The 17038-nt window shown below is 45.6% G+C and carries 20 protein-coding genes; all 20 read right to left on the bottom strand.

From position 1 onward, the window contains the following. Positions 1-106: 106 nt before the first annotated feature. Positions 107-442: a ferredoxin:thioredoxin reductase gene (locus tag ONB37_15740; protein MDZ7401608.1), complete on the bottom strand. Its 336-nt coding sequence runs from the start codon at positions 440-442 to the stop codon at positions 107-109. After that, positions 439-708 (bottom strand): glutaredoxin family protein, encoded by a 270-nt coding sequence (locus ONB37_15735; GenBank protein MDZ7401607.1) that lies wholly within the window; start codon positions 706-708, stop codon positions 439-441. Before ONB37_15735 ends, ONB37_15740 begins: the two co-directional genes overlap by 4 nt. A gap of 187 nt (positions 709-895) precedes the next feature. Further along, entirely contained in the window at positions 896-1357 is a 462-nt protein-coding gene (gene bcp / locus ONB37_15730; protein ID MDZ7401606.1) for a thioredoxin-dependent thiol peroxidase, read from the bottom strand. A 120-nt stretch (positions 1358-1477) separates the two neighbouring features. Beyond that, complete coding sequence (locus tag ONB37_15725; protein MDZ7401605.1) at positions 1478-2341, bottom strand: 2-oxoacid:ferredoxin oxidoreductase subunit beta; 864 nt, start codon at positions 2339-2341, stop codon at positions 1478-1480. A 138-nt stretch (positions 2342-2479) separates the two neighbouring features. After that, positions 2480-2890: a putative toxin-antitoxin system toxin component, PIN family gene (locus ONB37_15720; protein ID MDZ7401604.1), complete on the bottom strand. Its 411-nt coding sequence runs from the start codon at positions 2888-2890 to the stop codon at positions 2480-2482. Next, positions 2887-3108: a hypothetical protein gene (locus ONB37_15715; protein MDZ7401603.1), complete on the bottom strand. Its 222-nt coding sequence runs from the start codon at positions 3106-3108 to the stop codon at positions 2887-2889. The genes ONB37_15720 and ONB37_15715 overlap by 4 nt, the downstream gene beginning before the upstream one ends. A 106-nt stretch (positions 3109-3214) precedes the next feature. Next, positions 3215-4960 carry a 2-oxoacid:acceptor oxidoreductase subunit alpha gene (locus ONB37_15710; GenBank protein ID MDZ7401602.1) on the bottom strand — a complete coding sequence of 582 codons (1746 nt, stop codon included), beginning with the start codon at positions 4958-4960 and terminating at the stop codon, positions 3215-3217. Positions 4961-5478: 518 nt separating this feature from the next. Next, positions 5479-5640, bottom strand: coding sequence for a rubredoxin (locus tag ONB37_15705; protein MDZ7401601.1), 162 nt, complete (start codon positions 5638-5640; stop codon positions 5479-5481). Positions 5641-5778: 138 nt separating this feature from the next. Further along, positions 5779-6219 (bottom strand): CBS domain-containing protein, encoded by a 441-nt coding sequence (locus ONB37_15700; protein ID MDZ7401600.1) that lies wholly within the window; start codon positions 6217-6219, stop codon positions 5779-5781. Positions 6220-6712: 493 nt separating this feature from the next. After that, positions 6713-7183: a hypothetical protein gene (locus tag ONB37_15695; protein ID MDZ7401599.1), complete on the bottom strand. Its 471-nt coding sequence runs from the start codon at positions 7181-7183 to the stop codon at positions 6713-6715. Positions 7184-7558: 375 nt separating this feature from the next. Then, positions 7559-8803 (bottom strand): DUF5777 family beta-barrel protein, encoded by a 1245-nt coding sequence (locus ONB37_15690; protein MDZ7401598.1) that lies wholly within the window; start codon positions 8801-8803, stop codon positions 7559-7561. A 325-nt stretch (positions 8804-9128) separates the two neighbouring features. Continuing rightward, positions 9129-9686 (bottom strand): nitroreductase family protein, encoded by a 558-nt coding sequence (locus tag ONB37_15685; GenBank protein ID MDZ7401597.1) that lies wholly within the window; start codon positions 9684-9686, stop codon positions 9129-9131. Positions 9687-9785: 99 nt separating this feature from the next. Further along, on the bottom strand, positions 9786-9977 hold the full coding sequence (locus ONB37_15680) for a DUF2892 domain-containing protein (GenBank protein MDZ7401596.1): 192 nt from the start codon (positions 9975-9977) through the stop codon (positions 9786-9788). 232 nt (positions 9978-10209) lie between these two features. Continuing rightward, positions 10210-11004, bottom strand: a complete 795-nt coding sequence (locus ONB37_15675; GenBank protein MDZ7401595.1) for a T9SS type A sorting domain-containing protein — start codon at positions 11002-11004, stop codon at positions 10210-10212. 166 nt (positions 11005-11170) lie between these two features. Beyond that, a complete protein-coding gene (locus tag ONB37_15670; GenBank protein MDZ7401594.1) occupies positions 11171-11887 on the bottom strand; it encodes a superoxide dismutase in 717 nt (238 codons plus the stop codon). A 311-nt stretch (positions 11888-12198) separates the two neighbouring features. Continuing rightward, entirely contained in the window at positions 12199-13371 is a 1173-nt protein-coding gene (locus tag ONB37_15665; protein MDZ7401593.1) for a hypothetical protein, read from the bottom strand. 282 nt (positions 13372-13653) lie between these two features. Further along, the gene (locus ONB37_15660) at positions 13654-15000 is read right to left on the bottom strand and encodes a multiheme c-type cytochrome (protein MDZ7401592.1); all 1347 of its coding nucleotides are present in this window, start codon (positions 14998-15000) and stop codon (positions 13654-13656) included. Positions 15001-15299: 299 nt separating this feature from the next. Then, positions 15300-15842, bottom strand: coding sequence for a thiol peroxidase (tpx, locus tag ONB37_15655; protein MDZ7401591.1), 543 nt, complete (start codon positions 15840-15842; stop codon positions 15300-15302). Between the two features lie 171 nt (positions 15843-16013). Then, the gene (locus ONB37_15650) at positions 16014-16388 is read right to left on the bottom strand and encodes a desulfoferrodoxin (GenBank protein MDZ7401590.1); all 375 of its coding nucleotides are present in this window, start codon (positions 16386-16388) and stop codon (positions 16014-16016) included. A 335-nt stretch (positions 16389-16723) separates the two neighbouring features. Further along, positions 16724-17038, bottom strand: a 315-nt coding sequence (locus tag ONB37_15645; protein ID MDZ7401589.1) for a ferritin, incomplete at its 5' end; no start/stop codon positions are given.

The following is a 17038-nucleotide window of genomic DNA, read 5'->3' as shown; positions in this document are numbered from 1 at the left end:
TAGCGCAAAATGAGTCCCTTTGCCAATGATATTGAGTTTTAATTAACGGGGAATTATTGATGGGTATTTGGCCTAACAATATCTATTTGCCCCATTAGCAGAAAAATCAAAAATCCAAAATCTTCTCCACAGGCCGTCGCTCTGGCACCTGGACGTGCGGAATTTTACCCGCATTCCAGTCCTCGGACACGTACAGCCAGCAGTAGCAAGCGCCATATTCCGCAATATCGGGCTTGGCATAGACGCAAGGGCAAACGATGTCCCGATCTTTCTCCAACACGCCCGCTGCTGGCCGACAGGGACAGGAGCGATAACCATAGCGCTCGCCATTTTTTAATAGCCCCTCCAACAATGGCCGAACGATATCCCAATCGTTATTTAAAATCAGCCCCTGCTTGGGGGCAAATTTTTTCAAGACCTCATGATATTGCTCCACGGTCATAAGCCGAGCACCTCCTTGGCGCCTTCATAGTCTTCTCCGATCACTGCCAAATCTCCCACGATCAATGTCGGGAATGAAAGTCGAGGGTTAATCGGCTGGAGAAATCTCATATTGGCTTTTTTTTCTTCAATCGGCAATAAATCAATATCCACAATTTTCGCCTTGATACCATTCATTTCCAAAAATTTCTTCATCCGCTGACATCGGGGACAGGTGCTGATTGCCATCAGTATCGGTATTCTATTTTTTACTTCATATTCAAACATTCGTTATCTCCTTTGCTATTAGTTTTGTCAGGTAATTGGGGAACTAGGCAATTTGGTAATCAGGCTATTTTATTAATCAGAAAATAGGCGATCATTTAATTAGATACAAATTATCCAATTACCCGACCACTCAATTACCAAATCACCCTCAGTTACCCGAAAAGCCAATTACCCAGTTACCCATTTCCTAATTGCCCAACACTTGAAGCACTTCTTCCGCATGTCCTTCCGGCTTCACCTTTTCAAACACATGCTTGATCCTGCCATCTTTGCCGATCACAAATGTGGTTCGCAGGATCCCCATGTATTTTTTGCCGTACATGCTCTTTTCGCCCCAGGCGCCATACGCTTGAGCCACTTTATTATCGGGATCGCTGAGCAAGGTGAAATTCAAGTTCTGCTTTTTCACGAAGCTTTGATGCGATTTCACGCTATCAGGACTGATGCCTAGCACCACGGCGTTCTTTGCTCGGATAGGTTGAATATTATCTCGGAACGAACAGGCTTCTTTGGTGCAGCCTGGCGTATTATCTTTCGGATAAAAGTATAAAACAATTTCCGCTTTACCAAGATAATCTGATAATTTTACATCTTCGTCTTTATCTGATTTCAACGTGAAATCAGGCGCTTTATCTCCGACTTTTAACATGTTTTATTCTCCTCATAAAAAAATGTTAACTGGAGTTTTGGATTAATGAAGCTATGAAATATCGCACTACTCCATTAATCCATCTTTCCATCTCTCAACTTAACTCTAAATGAGCAAAAATTAAACAAACTGATTCTTCACCTCTTCGGGCACACTGGTTCTCATTGCTTGTTTCACCATAGCGCCTTTTTTCAGCACGGGCAACTGATCTGCGTAGGTCAGCTTGCCTTTCACCTGATAAAAAATCCCAATGGGAATTTTATCGCCCCATTCCAGCGATTTTTCAAACGCCAGCGTGCGATTGGTCACATCGTAATCGGTATCGTCCTGCAGTTTATAGACTCGCTTCATGTACCACTGATAGGTATTTACTTTATTGAAGCTGACACAGGGTTGGAAAACATCGACCAGGCTGTAGCCTTTGTGTTGCAATGCCTGTTCGATCAGCCAGGTGAGATGTTTCATATCACCAGCAAAGCCACGGGACACAAAAGTTGCTCCCTGGGCAATAGCAATGGCAATGGGATTCACGCTTTCCTCGATCGAGCCATTCAAGGTTGTTTTCGAAATAAAACCTTTGTCGCTGGTTGGCGAATACTGCCCTTTAGTTAAGCCATAGACTTTATTGTTCTGATAAATATCTACCACATCGATATTGCGCCGAATAGCGTGGATGAAATGGTTGCCGCCCATGCTATAGCCATCGCCATCTCCGTGGGTCAATATGATTTTCAATTCATGATTCGCTAAATGAGCCCCAGTAGCCACAGGAAGCGGACGGCCGTGCAAGCTCATGAAGCCATTTGCATATGTATAATCAGGCAGCTTGCTGCCACAACCAATGCCTGAGACAATCAAGACCTGGTGCGGTGCTATATTTTGATTAGCCAATGCCGCTTTCAGTGAATTCCAGATCCCATAATTGCCACAGCCAGGACACCAGGTCGGTTTATGATGGGTTTCGTAATCTTTGACTTCTGCCATGTTTTCCTCGATAGTTATCAATTAACAATTTTCAATTCACCATCCGAATTGCCAATTCAATTTCTTTATAGTACTCGAACCACCTTTTCTAACAAATCTTTGAAAAACCGCTTTCGCTTTATTCAGCAATCTTAGGCATCAAAAGTCTGGAACAAAAAAGCTATTAAATCCTTTTGCAATCAATCCTCGCTTCAGCTTATTATCTCCAGTCCATAGCATAGCGTTCAGCTCTAATGCAAGAGCGACAAACGGAGTATCTTTTTGATCAATATCTGAACAAAGTCTAAAAGCCTCCTGCCAATTCTCGATCGAAATAAAATCTTCGTTCACGAAATTGATCTTTTTTAGAATGCTATTTAAGAATTCATAGACATCCGATTCCTCGGATTTCGAATATTTCAGGATTCGCTCTTTGTGTTTAAAGATTTCAGCCACAACAAAGTTTGGAGAATAGAAATAATTATCCCTGCTGAACAGAGTCTTTCTTAATGAGGTTTCTTTCGATAAAAGAGCAGAAAAAAGAATATTGGTATCGATTACAATTTTCATTTTACTTCCGCAACGAATCTTTCTTTATTTCTGCTCCACCAGTTCTCTTTAATCTCATCCGATATTTTGAGTATTTCTTTATCGAAATCAATTTTTTGGGCTAAAAACTCCACTCGTAAGCGGTCCAAAAATTCAAGAATGACATCCAGATCGATTTTTGATTTATCAATCTTAATTGTAAGGTCGCCATTTGTGGATTTTATTTGAATTGCTTCCATTATTCCCATACCTCATTATAGCATAATAATCCTTTCAAAGATTTGGAACTTTTGAAAGGAATTATTCCAATTCGTGCAATTCGAAAAATTAGCGAAATTAGCGGTCTCAAAACTTCTCAAACTGCCTCAAAATATACTCAGGCGAAAACGGCCGACCATCGTATTTCAAAATCTTGCCAGCCACCTCGATGCCCAACGTCATCTTCAGCAGCGTTGCCAGTTGGCCTGTAAAATTGCCTTCCACAGCGATCAGCCTCCCTGCTTTTTTGAAATACGGCCGAATCTTCTGTTCATTGAGCGGCCAGAGATCGACAAACTGCAAAATGTTGGCGCTGTTCTTTTTGGTTTGATTTAACTCTTGAACCGCAGCCTGCAATGGTGCCAAAGTCGAGCCCCAACAAATAAACGTGGTCTCAGCTATTTCGGGTCCGTACAGAATCGGTCCGTTCATGTCAGGCAGCGCCGTCTCCAATTTCTTCATCCGCTTCTCGTGCATTCTGATGCGGGTCTCGGCATCCTCGATGATCTCGCCCACCTCGTTGTGCTCATCGCTGGTGGTTCGGAACACGGCTTTGGGATGACCTGGCAGAGCTCGGGGCGATACACCATCTTCCACATACGCATGACGTTTATATTCCCCCTGGAAACGATCCAGATCGGCATCGGTCAACAATTTGCCTCGTTCAATTTTAATCTTGCTAAAATCAATTTCCGATTTATCAATCGTTCGATTTGATGTGGCCAGAAAATCATCTGTCAAAATAATTGCTGGCGCCTGATATTTTTCCGCCAGATTGAACGCCCGAGCGCCTGCTTCAAAACATTGTTTGGTATCGCCTGGGGCAATGATGAATCTGGGAAATTCGCCCTGGGAGGCATGAAGCGCAAATAGCAGATCGGCCTGCTCAGTGCGAGTGGCCAATCCCGTAGACGGACCTGGCCGCTGCGCCAGCACGATCACCACGGGCGTCTCGGTCATGCCCGCCAATCCCAGCGCCTCGACCATCAACGAGAAGCCGCCGCCTGAGGTCGGGACCAGCGCCCTGGCACCAACATGCGCTGCGCCGATGGCCATGTTGATCGCAGCGATCTCGTCCTCCGCCTGCTTAGAAACGATGCCATATTTGTCAGCGTTTTTGTTCAGCCATTCAAAAATGGAAGTGCCTGGCGTCATGGGATAGGCAGCCGTGAAATTGCAGCCGCCCACCAATGCTCCCAATGCAATCGCTTCATTCCCATTCATCACCATCCGCTCGGGCGCCTTCACCGCCTGCAATTTCCAGCCGAACGAATCGGGATAATTTTGCCGCACAAAATCATACGCCCCCTGCGAAACTTTGGCATTGATCTCGACCACCTGCTCGCCTTTTTTCTTGAAATTATCTCTGATGACCGAGAAGATATGCTCCATGGGAAATTGTGTCAGCCCAGCCAGAGCGCCCAGAGCTGCGGTATTGGCCATCACCTTGCTGCCGCCCACCTCCTGGGCAATTTTGCCCAACGGCACAGCGATGGGTTTGATCTGCTTTTGCTTCAGCGCTTCCTGATCCACGTTCATCTCTGAATCGAAAATCACAGCACCGCTTGGCACAATCTTCGATTGATGAATGCCGACCGATTCTTCGGTGAGCGCAATCAGCACCTGCACAGGCTCAGTCCAACTAACGATCGGCTGGTCCGATGTCTTGATCACATAGAAATTATGCCCGCCACGAATGCGAGAACGATTGTCCTGCACACTGAAAACCTGCAAGCCCGCCCGAGCTAAAGATTTACAAAAACCAGACCCCGTAGAATCCAGCCCCTGCCCTGCATCACCGCCCATTAATATCGTCATATTATTGATAATCATCGATTGCTCCTGTTTTATGGATTCGTTGAGTGGTTGGGTGATCAATTGGTTGAGTTGTTAAGTGGTCAAGTCGGTTGAGTAAGTCTACTCATTAAGGCTTAATTTGTCACATGACTTAAAAAATGTCATTGCGAACTAACATACTGTGTGAAAACATTGAATGTATTATTGTAATGTCATTCCGAGCGAAGCGAGGAATCTGGTTAATACCAAATGTTTTCGAGACATATAGATTCCTCACTCCGCTGCGCTCCGTTCGGAATGACAGAAAAATCAGACGATTTCACACACACTGGAAGCGAAGCAATCGCTTCATAAAAAGTTGATTGCTTTGTCGCTTCGCTCCTCGCAATGACTGATCAGTTCAGCATTTCAACCCTTAGCGAGTAGATTTTGCGAGCATAAAATATTGCCCCACTGACCTACTGATCACTGACCACTGATTACTGATAAGTGTCCCCAACCACTCAAATCATCCAAAGCTAAATTGTTAAATCAATGCGTAACAGAACTACCAATTAATCTGTCGGTTCGAACTGGCTCTTGTCAGCGCCGCAGACTGGGCACACCCAATCGTCGGGGATGTCTTCGAATTTGGTCCCTGGTTTAATGCCGCCATCGGGATCGCCTTCAGCGGGATCGTACACATAGCCACACACCTGGCAGACGTACTTTTGCATGATGAGTCTCCTTAATTGGTTATAATTTTATCCCTATTACGGTTTAGGATTTCACACTGATTCCATCGCTTGAAGCAATGGAATCAGTTATGTCAAGTAATAATTCCGAAATCCGAATTCTAAAATCCGAAATCAAAATCAAGCTGGATATTTCCCCAAAATATAATCCTTCAAATATCGGTTCTCCACATGAATATTTTTCAACTGGGCCTTAACCACATCGCCGATGGAGACGATGCCAGCCAATTTGTTGTCCTTGATGATCGGCAGATGGCGGATACGGTTCTCGGTCATGATCACCTCAACGCTATCCAGATCGTCTTCTGGATCACCGATAATAATATTTTTGGTCATGATTTCCTTTACTTTGATTTTCCGAATTTCATCGCAGGCTCGCAAAACAGCCATCAGCGCATCTCTGGCAGCAACGATGCCCACAATGCCTCCTTTCTCGTCCAGTACCAATAATGACCCTACCCGATTAGCAGCAAATGTCTCCAAGGCTTCGTAGACTGTAGCTTCCTGATTGATCGTAACGACATGTGTCCCTTTTGCAGCTAAGATGTCTTTTACTTTCATTCCTGCGGCTCCTTAAAAATAAAGTCAATGAGAAGAAATCGTCAATGCCCAACGGATTGAAACAACCCAACGGATGAAAAAAACAAATATCAGTTGGGTTGTTTCTTTCCGTTGGAACTTTTTTGCATTAAAACATCACAAACCTACTGCAGAACAAGATGCCTTGTTGTCTTATATTAATTAACACTACTTAGTCATATTGAGCTTAGTCGAGTCATTCCGAACGAAGCGAAGCGGAGTAAGGAATCTGTATGTTTAAGTATTAGTCGGTTTGATAAACAGATTTCTCGCTTCGCTCGAAATGACCCCGTAAACAGTGGTGAATTAAATAATCTGACTAAGTAATGTCAAAATTGCACAAAATATCCCAACGCCAACACCATCAGCACCACGATCACATGCAGAATCCACCACCCCAGTTTGCCACGCATAAAATGTTTTAGCATCTCTCAATCTCCCATTAACCAATTGCCTTAATTACCCAGTTACCCAATTACCTGATCACCAAATGCCCCACCGCAAAAACCGTCGCCACATACACAAAATGCCTCGCCCACCACCAAGCCGTAAACACTCTGCCCAATCCCGTGGGATAATAATGGAACAGCACCATCTGCCCAATGAACAGTTTGGATAACAAAATCACATTATGCGGCAGGGTCGTTCGCAATACTACATCCGAAAATGTTACGGGACTGGATAAGCCCGACAAACTGAAGGTTATCATCGCCACCACGCCGATCACTACGCTAAAGCCGTTCAGCAGATAGCCGACCAAAAACGTCGCTCGGAAGCTGAGCAAGATAGGCACAAAAAAGACGCTGATTAAACCGAAAATGAATGGCACATAATTGGTCGGATTATCCGCAAATGGATGAACCCTGAGATGGAGCAACCAGCCACCCAGTGCCACCAGAAACAGAGCGAACAATTGCTTTTCGATTCCTTTGCCGTTAGAAGCCATTGGTTTATTTCCTTGTTTTTGATTTGAAATTTAGACCGCTAATTTCAACGTGCGCTAGCATATGGATTCGCTAATGCCTTAATTAGCGCAGTTGGAAAATTCATAATTCGTAGTCAGATTAACGAAATAAATATTTTGGCACCCATTAACATCCCCCCTGTCCCCCCTTCAAAGGGGGCGAACTATAGCAAGTCCCCCTTTGAAGGGGGATTTAGGGGGATGTCAGAATCAAACCTTACCATAAGAATTAATGAAATCAGCAGAGTCAGGTTTGGCCCTCAGAAATGAATTTTTAAATTTAATTCTGCGACCAAATTTGTAGGACAGGTTGGCAACCTGTCCTACAATTGGACAAGTTGCCAACTTGTCCCACAATTAGAACCAGAACGTCCGATAAATATTAAAACCGATCCGATAATCGCCATCCTTGATATCCAGATTTCCGCCCGTAATGTACTGGTCTGACGTCAGGCCAAATGAATTGGTGACGAAGACATGAAACACATGTCCGCCGACCTTGTACTCCAGTCCCAATCCCCAATAATTATGTCGGAATTTATAGCCCGACAGAACTGGCGCCCATTCACCGACCAGAGAAAGGTCTTCCACGAACATGAACCTGGCGCCCGTGCCCAGCGCAAAGGTGTTCTCCGTCAACGGATCGAGATAATAGGTATTGGTCGAGAACGACGGCACCAGCAGCAGCGACAGGGCATTGGTGAACTGCCGTGACAGCATCAATTGCCAATTGGATTTAAAGTTCTCCGAACGGAATACCGATTCGTCATCCGATTTTTGCGTGATGAGACTGCCACTTGCCCTCAAACTCACCGACAGCGGGAAATTCCATTGTTTGCCCTGCTCCACCATGCGCCATTGCACTGCCAATTCCCACTCGTGGTTGAAGTTGCTATGCCCAAAACCAATGTTCAAATTATCGGTAATCCCATAGCCCAGCCCGATGAGGATATTGGCAGGGCCATTCAGCCCGTAATACTGGTCATAGCCTTCGCTCACGGCAGGGAAAAAGCGATGCGATACCCGAAACAGAAGCTCTCTTTCCCCGATCGGCTGCGTGGTCGGCAGGTTGATAAGCTGGGTCGCCCAGAAAGGAGGGGCTTCAAAGCCATCCCCTGCCGCTTCTTCATTCATTTTTGGGCTTTTTTTTTCACCCTCAGGAACCTTCTCGGTCCCTTCTTTAGGTGTTGCAACTTTTAAGCTGATAATCCACTGCTCGATGGCAGCGATCTCCTCGGCCTTCAACGGCGGTGCCTCCTCTGGCATCCGATCGCCGACAATCCCTTTCGTCCCTTTGACCTTCATCAACAGATAGCTCTTCTCAGGATTTTTTGTATCTACTAGTTTCAACGAGTCCACTTGCAAGCTCGGGACGTCCACCACGGCAGCGACGAATTTGTCCGCCTCCAGATTCAATTTCTTCTTGGGATTCTGGCCTCGATGGCAGCCCGAAGTGGCACAATGCTTCTTGAATATCGTCGTGACATTTTTCTGAAGCTCTGCTTGTTGTTTTTCAGGATTGCTTTTCTGTTGCGCCTGAATTGGGATTACTAAACCAATTGCCACAATCGCAATCACCGCCGCCAAAAGTAGTTTTCGCATAAAATACCTCTCCTGGTTAGATATTTGGAGTTTAATTTTTTATTCGTTGAATTCATCTATCCGAGTTCTGCAGAATGTCATTTCGAGCCAAGCGAGAAATCTGGTTAATCATTTGATCGCATCAGAAATATAGATTCCTCACTCCTCAGTCCGTCGGCTGACGGACGGATTCGTTCGGAATGACAGCAAAATTTTCATTTTGCAGATATCTATTCATCTATCGGTTGGGAAGATAAACTTAATCTTAATACCCAACGGATTTCTTTTCCGCAAACGAATTACGTTTGTCCCGTTTGATAATAATAAGGACTTCTTTCAGCCCAATTCACACAAACTTGTTGATAAAAAAATTCTCCGCCAGCGGCTTTCTCGTTCTCGGCGCCAAGGATTTCTTCTGCAAGTCTTCACTCAACTGGCTTATATCGCCCTCATAACCTACGGCGATCATGACGTATATTTCCCACTCCGCAGGGATTTTAAATTCGTCTTTGATCACCTGCGGCGAAAAGCCTGCCATGGGACGAGCGATCAAATTCAGTTCTGTGGCTTGCAAGAGAATCAACTGGCAGGCCATGCCGAGATCGAACAAATAATAATTACGACCATCTTTTAGCTGGCAATCCAGATCGGGTTTGGAGAATCCAACGATTAGCAAGGGCGCTGTTTTTGCCCAGCTATTGCCGCCTGAGAGCGCTTTACGACCTTTCTCCAACGCTTCTGGTTCGGTCAGAAATAAAAATCGCCAGGGTTGATTATTGAAACAGGAGGCTGAAAGCTGGGCCGCAGCCATCAATTTATGGATGATCTCGTCGCTCAATGCCGTGATGGCAATGGCACGAGACGCTTTTCGTTTGTTCAGAATATCGATGAAAGACGTGAACATAAGAAATTTCGGACACGACGTTTTAGGTAAATGAAATTGCCTGATTCCATCCGCCAATTGGCGAATGGAATCAGGGTAAAATGATACTTTACTATCTGATCACTGGGTTTTGGTTTTGCAGGTGTTAATACCCAGCACTGTGTAAAGCGGGCAATAGCCGATCAAGCCTGTGATGAGCGGGATCAGGCCAATAATGACCCAAATCTTGGAGCCAAAGATGCCCCAAACGATTAACAGAATACCCACTACGATGCGGATCAGTTTGTCCGTAGCGCCAACATTTGTCTTCATAATTCTCCCTCCTGATTGGGTTAATTTGGACTACTTGGCAAAATTGCTTTTACATCCTCCACTCTCCTCCACAAACTGGCATTGGGAGTTTCAGCATTCCCCCCTTTGAAGGGGGGACAGGGGGGATGTCAAAAAATAGCAGCTTAGTTATTTTGCTTTATTTGCCCTATGATCTTTTACACTTAGACCGCTAAAATATGCAAATTTTATTTCATATTATCAACAATTTTTTTCACTTCAACAAAATTAGTTTTCGACTTTGGGTCGTATTGTTGAAGGTGACCTGATAGGCATAAACGCCCGAAGCCGCTGGGCGGCCGTCCATGCCGATCCCATTCCAATGGAAGAAATAAGTTCCCGCCGTACCATGCTGCTGCGTGGCGCTAAAAATCTCCCGTCCATTCAGATCGAAAATCCGCAACCGAACCTCACCTGGCCGATGAATCTGATAACCGATCGTGGTTTCGGCATTGAATGGGTTGGGATAATTCTGCCAGAGTTGGAAACTGGTAACGACCAGCAGGTCCCGATCGACAATCGCCGTCGTTCGATAGGCCGTCCTTCGAGCAACCTCGGTGGGATCATCCCCTGAAGAATCCCCATTGTTATTGACCGAATTGCCCGTAAAATTGAACACCACCGAATCAGTGGGCGTGGTGGGTGCGGTCCAATCTACGGTCCAGGTTCGGGATGAGGGATTTTTGTGGGTGACTTCGCCCGATTGCAATTTGGCAGCAGCGCTGGGATTGCTGAAGCTTCCCGCTGATGCTTTCAAATTAAAGCCGCCTGAATTCCCACTGGGGCCTCCCGTGACCGTGATGGTCAGAGTATAGGTATTGCCCGCTGCAAAACCAGCGCCTGAAAAAATATCGGGCGAGGCGCTGATGGTTATCACCGAATTCCCTGCGCTCAGCGTTCCATGACAGGTGCAGCCCGTAGTCGTCCGCCCCGTGATGCCACCAGAGTTTGGCAACAGCCGTGTGGTGAATGCTAAAATGACAATGATGATGGGGATCATTTTTTTCATAGCTCAATTCCCATGCTTAAAATTCCAAATAGACAAATCTCAAAAATCAAATAAATCTCAAATCATCAATTTCCAAAATCTCAAACACTCTGATTATTTCTGCAGATGAAAGTTTGGGGATTGAAAATCGAGATTTGAATTTTATTTGAAATTTGTTTTTTGAGATTTATTCACTGGCTTCTTCAAACCTCGCCGCCACATCCTTCCAATTGATAATATCAAAAATCGCCGTCACAAAATCGGAGCGCCGATTTTGATATTTGAGATAATAGGCATGTTCCCAGACATCAATGACCAAAAGCGGAATTGCTCCCCAGATGGTCAAATCCTGATGCTTCTCGGCCTGAAGAATAACTAATTTTTTAAATGGCACATGATAGGCGAACACGCCCCAGCCACTGCCTTCTACAGCATTGGTGGCAGCGATCATCTGCGCTTTGAAGGCATCGAAGCTACCGAACTCAGCGTCGATGGCTTTGGCCAATTTGCCATCGGGCTTGCCGCCGCCTTTGGGCGACAGATTCTGCCAGAACATCTCATGCAATACATGTCCCGAGCCGTGAAACGCCAGTTCCCGCTCCCAATGTTTGATCAACGCAAAATCGTTGGCTTCCCGAGCCTCTTTGAGCTTGATCTCGGCCGTGTTCAAGCCCTTCACATAACCTGCATGGTGTTTGCCATGATGCAATCGCAACGTCTGCTCGTCAATCACTGGCTCCAGCGCATTGTAATCGTACGGCAACGGCGCCAGTTGATGCTGGCCTGGCTCAATGGGCTGACCCTGCTTGCCCATGCCGCTGGCATGAACCATCCCGCTGCCGAACAACAATACGCCGCCCCCAATTCCCGCTTGCTTTAAAAACTCTCGTCGGTTGGATGACATGGGTTCACTCCTATCTTTTAAAAAAGTGGTTCCACACGGATGATAAAACAGCCACAGATAAAAAACTAGGAATCTGTTAGACTGCTTGGCATCCGTATATTGGTTTCGACTTTTCCCCACGAATGATTCAGCACGTTAAAATTATATCCGTGATTGTTCTATCATTCGTGGGAAATCATCAGTTGCATTGTTTTCAGTAAATTGAAATATGGGCAAAAATTTCAGTACCAGCGCTATTCTAAGATCTAAATTCGTAAATCGAAAATCGAAATCATCCATTGGGTTGTTTCTATCCGTTGGAATTTTTTTGTTTAAAATCCAGTAACCAATCCCAATGTAAACCGATTCATCTCGAACTCGATATCTCTGGTGTACTCCGCAATGAGCCGCAAATTTCGGGCGACCAGATAGGTGCCGCTGAGCGTTGCCGTATGATAGTCATAAGCATCCAAATCCGAATCAATGCGGTTGTACAATCCCGTGAAATAGAAGCGGGACATGTCCAGCTTGGGTGAATAGATCAATTCGGCCACAATTCCCTCGGATTTGATCTCGGTGGCATTGGAAACGAACAACGGATTGGTGTCCTTGCGGATCAAGTATTGAGCGGTCAATTCCAGCGGCCCAGCAGCGATATTGACATCAGGCCCGTAATATGTAATGTCATTCACAAAAGCGTTCAGCTTCTCTTTGCCCTGATAGAAATAGCCGCCAATACTGCCGATTTTGCCCACCCCCTGGTTGATTCGCAGACCGAAATTTTTGTATTTATCATCGTCAAATTTTCGATCGGCCCCTGCTTCGCCCTTCCCATTACCATTGACGATCAATCCAACCAAATCCGTTCCTGTTTGTTGAATACCATAGACCAACATCAAGCCTCGATCATAAGCCAGATTGGTTCGGGAATCGCCGATTTTGGTTTTATAGAAAACATAATCCTCAAACGTCAGTCGCAATTCCCGTTTCATCAGCGGATCTGAGGTCTGGAACTGGCCGACCATGATATCCAGCGGCGTGCCGAACACGTTATCAAAATGAACGTATGCGTCTTCAATGCCTGCCACCTCGCCTCGCTCGGAAAGATAGAAGTAAAAATAATAGCCAATACTTTTATAGAGCGTGCCACCCGACATAAATTTCAAGCCCCAGGGAATCTGCAGGTCTTTGTCGATATCGGTCTTGTCATCGAATAGGGCATACGCATCGAATCGCACCGCTACAGGGAATTCTTTGTTCAACCAGAGCAGATTATCGCCAGCCGTAACATAATCCCGCTCCTTTTCATTTTCGACCATGATAAAACCGTTGCCCGCAAACTCATCGCCATAAGGTTTCAGCTTGGGGAATGGCGCATGACATGTGGTGCAGGAAATCTTGTAACGACGGGCAAAAGCGGGGATAGCATTGGAATCGGTGGGAAGAAATAATGATAAAGTAAAAAGCAGAACGACAAAGCTGATTAACACTTTTTGAAATCTCATTCTATGTTCTCCTCATTCAATTTGATCATTTCGGGCAAAATCCATCGACCACTAATTGCCCTAATTATTGTTTGGACGAAAACTCATTAACTGATATTTCATCAGTCATTGCGAGGAGCGAAGCGATGAAGCAATCCTTCGTTCATTAAAAAGATTGCTTCGGCAAAAAACGCCTCGCAATGACTGGCAAATCGCAAATCATAGAGTTTTCTCTCCAGTGCTAATTATTCCAAATGACGAATTAGCGCAATTCGACAAATTAGCGAAATTAGCGGTCAAAAATTAATCATAAACCTCAACCCACGTCGTCGCCGAATTGACGGGCACGATTTCGCTTTCATCGGCAGGAACGCCCAGAAAATCCGCCACTGGCTTCACCAATTTTTGATAATTCAACTGAGCCTTGAAAGTAACTTTGCCAACAGCGATGTTTTCAGGGAGCTTCCATGTGTAGGTCTCGACCTTCGTCTCTCTGGGGCCAATACGATAGTCTACACCCAGTTTCGCCGTATTCCATTGCATGATGGTCATCCGTCCCTGTTCATCGAAATAGGGCATGCGGAAAATTCTGTCACCGATTGGAACACCATCCCGCTGCACACCTTTGAAATTGGGAATGCCTTTGGGGATGCCCAGATCCTGATACGCCAGCACATCCGCCGCAATGGTGTACTCTTCGCCCTCGAAACCCTTCTTATCCACGGGCAGATGATACTCTTTGCCAGCCGCATCGGTCGCCGTTACATGTAGCCACACGATGCGATCTTCCACCGATCCCGTAGGAAATTTATGTCCTGTCTTGGCATTGAATAACTGCACCTTCAAAACCACGGTACCACCCACTTCCACCTCTCGCTCCTCTGGGTGCATGCGAATTTCGATGGTTCCAGCAATTTTGCCAGGATCATGCGCTCCATGGAACAGATGCTGGGCGACCATATCTTCTTTGGACATCGTGGCGTTTTTGCCCCAGGCTTTGGGTGCATGGCAGCGATGGCAGGGCACGCCTTCTTTGGCATAAGGTCCCTCTTTCCATTCCAGATGTGTCGATTTCACCCAGACGCCCCAGGGATCTTTTTCATTATGGCAGTTGCCACAGAATTCAGCCTGGGTCATGAAATCGCTCTGCTTAGTCTCATGATGCGGAGAGACCAATCCTGGTTTAGGCCCGTATTTCACCCTCCCTGGCTGAGAAATATAGCTGAAATTGAATGGCGTATCGCCCTTGAAGCCTGTAATGGTGTGGCAGACATCGCAACTGACGCCTTCGTTGGCTCGAGAATTTTCCGCTGGCCGAGGTGGTGGCACCTGCCCTGCCAAAAACGCCAGCGGCGCATGACAGCCGTTGCAGCCATGGGATACAGGCCAGAACTTCGAATCCGCCTTCCCATGCGCCACTGCCAGATCGAAATACTCAATCTCATCCCAATGATGGACATAAGATTGCGACATCATCGATTGGGTCCATTGCTGATAAATATCAGGGTGGCAGCTCTTGCAGACCTCAGGCTTTTCGTATTGATCGTATTTTTTCGTCCCTAGCGCTTCTTCTCCTGCAGGAAGTTGCTGAGAGAATAAATTGGGGGTGATTAAAAACAGCAGGGCTAAGATGAAAAATAGACGTTTCATTTTACCTCCTAAATTTTTCAGTTGCAGGCTTCTGCAAATAGAGAATCCTGTCATTCCGAGCGTAGCGAGGAATCTTGTTAATCAATTGAGTTCATGAGAAATGCAGATTCCTCACTCCTCCGTCCGTAGGCTGACGGACGGATCCGTTCGGAATGACTACAAGATTTTAATTTTGCAGAAGCCTAATTAGATTCATAATTGGAGTGTTGGAGCATTAGAATCCTGAATGCTTCAACACTTCAACCTTTCATTACTCCAACACTCCATCACTCCTCTTAATGGATTAAAAAGCTGGGAATTTATCCGACCACTTTCTTCAACGCCTGAAACGCATCGTCATAATTTGGCTCAGTTGGCAACTCAGGCACGATCTGGATGTATCGAATGATGCCATTTTTATCGATGATCCACACCGAGCGTGCCAGCAGCCTTGTCTCTTTGATGAGCAAACCGTATTGCAGGCCGAAATTCCAATCCTGGTAATCGCTCAATGTTTTGATTTTATCCGATCCCGTAGCGCCGCACCAACGAGCCAGCGCAAACGGCAGATCGACACTGATATTCAGGATCACCACATCGCCCGAAACTTCAGTGGCCATTTTATTGAACCGCTTCGCCTGTAGATCGCAAATGCCCGTATCCACCGATGGTGTCACACTCAACAACACCACTTTACCCTTGAAGTCACTCAATTTGACAGGGTTCAAATTATTGTCCACCACCTGAAACTCGGGCGCCTTATCGCCCACCTTTAACTCTGGCCCCAGCAAAGTGAGGGGCTTGCCTCTGGCCGAAACCAGGCCTTTTTTCTGGGGCAATTGATCGATGTTAATTTTGTTCATGCGAATCTCCTGATTTTTACATTCGATAAAAAAAATCATTTCCCACGGATGAAAGAACAGCGGCCGATATTTTTTGAATGCCATCTGTTGCTGTTTTATCATCCATGGGGAAAAATCCGTTGGGTTGTTTCTATCCGTTGGAGAAATTTTCTTAAAATTCTAAAATCGAAATCACGCTCTCCACAAGCCATGCAAGTTGCAATACTCTCGGGCTGTTAATTTCGCCGCTGTCACCTCAAACGTCGCTTCGGGCGCTTCGCCTGGCTTCAGGAATTTCCGATACACTTTGCCATCGGCCATGAGCTCGATGAATTCGATGTAATGCTTTTCCTCCATCGGATGCGCCACGCTACCGACCTTCACCGTCACCTTATTGCCAGATTTTTCGATGACAGGCACATGCTTCTCTTTCGAGGCGTCCACGGTATTTTCAACCAACAATTTCATCGGCTGGCCGCAACAGACCAACTCCCCCTTGCCAGTATGGACAACTTCCACGATGTTGCCGCATATTTCGCATTTGTAAATCTGATTTAATTGAGTCATAGGAACGCTCCTTTCCTGATATGGTTTAGATATCTGCAAAATGCTGAAACCAGTCATTCCGACCCGCCAGTAGGCGGGGAGGAATCTCATCAATCTTTAGTCCATAAGATTGCTTCGTCGCTTCGCTCCTCGCAATGACTCGATATCTGATATTTTGCAGAAATCTAGATATGTTTATTCACTCTTGCTTATCGATGGATCACCCTTCCGAAGATTTGAAGCCTTCGAAAGGATTCATTTTTCCCAATTACCCAATTACCTTGTTTCGGAATTTAAATTTTCGGTAATTGGATCTTATTTGGAATTTGGATATTGAATTTTGGAATTTGAGAAATCTACCCTTTAAACTTCCGCTCTTTCAAATGCGCATCCAACATAAAAATGCCAGGCCCTTTTTCGCCGACCATCTGGAGCTGCTTCAAGATTTTCAGCATCGATGCTTCTTCTTCCACTTGCTCGTCAATATACCATTTCAATAAACTCTGAGTGGCGTAATCTTTCTCTTCCACAGCCAGATGCATCATCTCATTCAACCATTTGGTCACTTGTTGCTCATGCTTCCAGGCCAGCTCGAATACTTCGGTCAGTGATTTAAAATCCTGCTTGGGCTGATCCAGGCCGTAGATTTTCACATCCTTGTTTTGCTCCAC

The sequence above is a fragment of the candidate division KSB1 bacterium genome, from assembly GCA_034506395.1.
Taxonomy (GTDB): domain Bacteria; phylum Zhuqueibacterota; class Zhuqueibacteria; order Thermofontimicrobiales; family Thermofontimicrobiaceae; genus Thermofontimicrobium.
This window is presented reverse-complemented; position numbering and strand designations above follow the sequence as displayed.

Bases quoted from the DNA above. Each gene is read 5' to 3' on its own strand.
- ONB37_15740 (MDZ7401608.1), bottom strand. From the start codon at position 442: ATGACCGTGGAGCAATATCATGAGGTCTTGAAAAAATTTGCCCCCAAG.
- ONB37_15650 (MDZ7401590.1), bottom strand. From the start codon at position 16,388: ATGACTCAATTAAATCAGATTTACAAATGCGAAATATGCGGCAACATC.
- ONB37_15665 (MDZ7401593.1), bottom strand. From the start codon at position 13,371: ATGAGATTTCAAAAAGTGTTAATCAGCTTTGTCGTTCTGCTTTTTACT.
- ONB37_15715 (MDZ7401603.1), bottom strand. From the start codon at position 3,108: ATGGAAGCAATTCAAATAAAATCCACAAATGGCGACCTTACAATTAAG.
- ONB37_15705 (MDZ7401601.1), bottom strand. From the start codon at position 5,640: ATGCAAAAGTACGTCTGCCAGGTGTGTGGCTATGTGTACGATCCCGCT.
- ONB37_15700 (MDZ7401600.1), bottom strand. From the start codon at position 6,219: ATGAAAGTAAAAGACATCTTAGCTGCAAAAGGGACACATGTCGTTACG.
- ONB37_15695 (MDZ7401599.1), bottom strand. From the start codon at position 7,183: ATGGCTTCTAACGGCAAAGGAATCGAAAAGCAATTGTTCGCTCTGTTT.
- ONB37_15660 (MDZ7401592.1), bottom strand. From the start codon at position 15,000: ATGAAACGTCTATTTTTCATCTTAGCCCTGCTGTTTTTAATCACCCCC.
- ONB37_15710 (MDZ7401602.1), bottom strand. From the start codon at position 4,960: ATGATTATCAATAATATGACGATATTAATGGGCGGTGATGCAGGGCAG.
- ONB37_15675 (MDZ7401595.1), bottom strand. From the start codon at position 11,004: ATGAAAAAAATGATCCCCATCATCATTGTCATTTTAGCATTCACCACA.
- tpx (MDZ7401591.1), bottom strand. From the start codon at position 15,842: ATGAACAAAATTAACATCGATCAATTGCCCCAGAAAAAAGGCCTGGTT.
- bcp (MDZ7401606.1), bottom strand. From the start codon at position 1,357: ATGTTAAAAGTCGGAGATAAAGCGCCTGATTTCACGTTGAAATCAGAT.
- ONB37_15725 (MDZ7401605.1), bottom strand. From the start codon at position 2,341: ATGGCAGAAGTCAAAGATTACGAAACCCATCATAAACCGACCTGGTGT.
- ONB37_15670 (MDZ7401594.1), bottom strand. From the start codon at position 11,887: ATGTCATCCAACCGACGAGAGTTTTTAAAGCAAGCGGGAATTGGGGGC.
- ONB37_15720 (MDZ7401604.1), bottom strand. From the start codon at position 2,890: ATGAAAATTGTAATCGATACCAATATTCTTTTTTCTGCTCTTTTATCG.
- ONB37_15735 (MDZ7401607.1), bottom strand. From the start codon at position 708: ATGTTTGAATATGAAGTAAAAAATAGAATACCGATACTGATGGCAATC.
- ONB37_15680 (MDZ7401596.1), bottom strand. From the start codon at position 9,977: ATGAAGACAAATGTTGGCGCTACGGACAAACTGATCCGCATCGTAGTG.
- ONB37_15685 (MDZ7401597.1), bottom strand. From the start codon at position 9,686: ATGTTCACGTCTTTCATCGATATTCTGAACAAACGAAAAGCGTCTCGT.
- ONB37_15690 (MDZ7401598.1), bottom strand. From the start codon at position 8,803: ATGCGAAAACTACTTTTGGCGGCGGTGATTGCGATTGTGGCAATTGGT.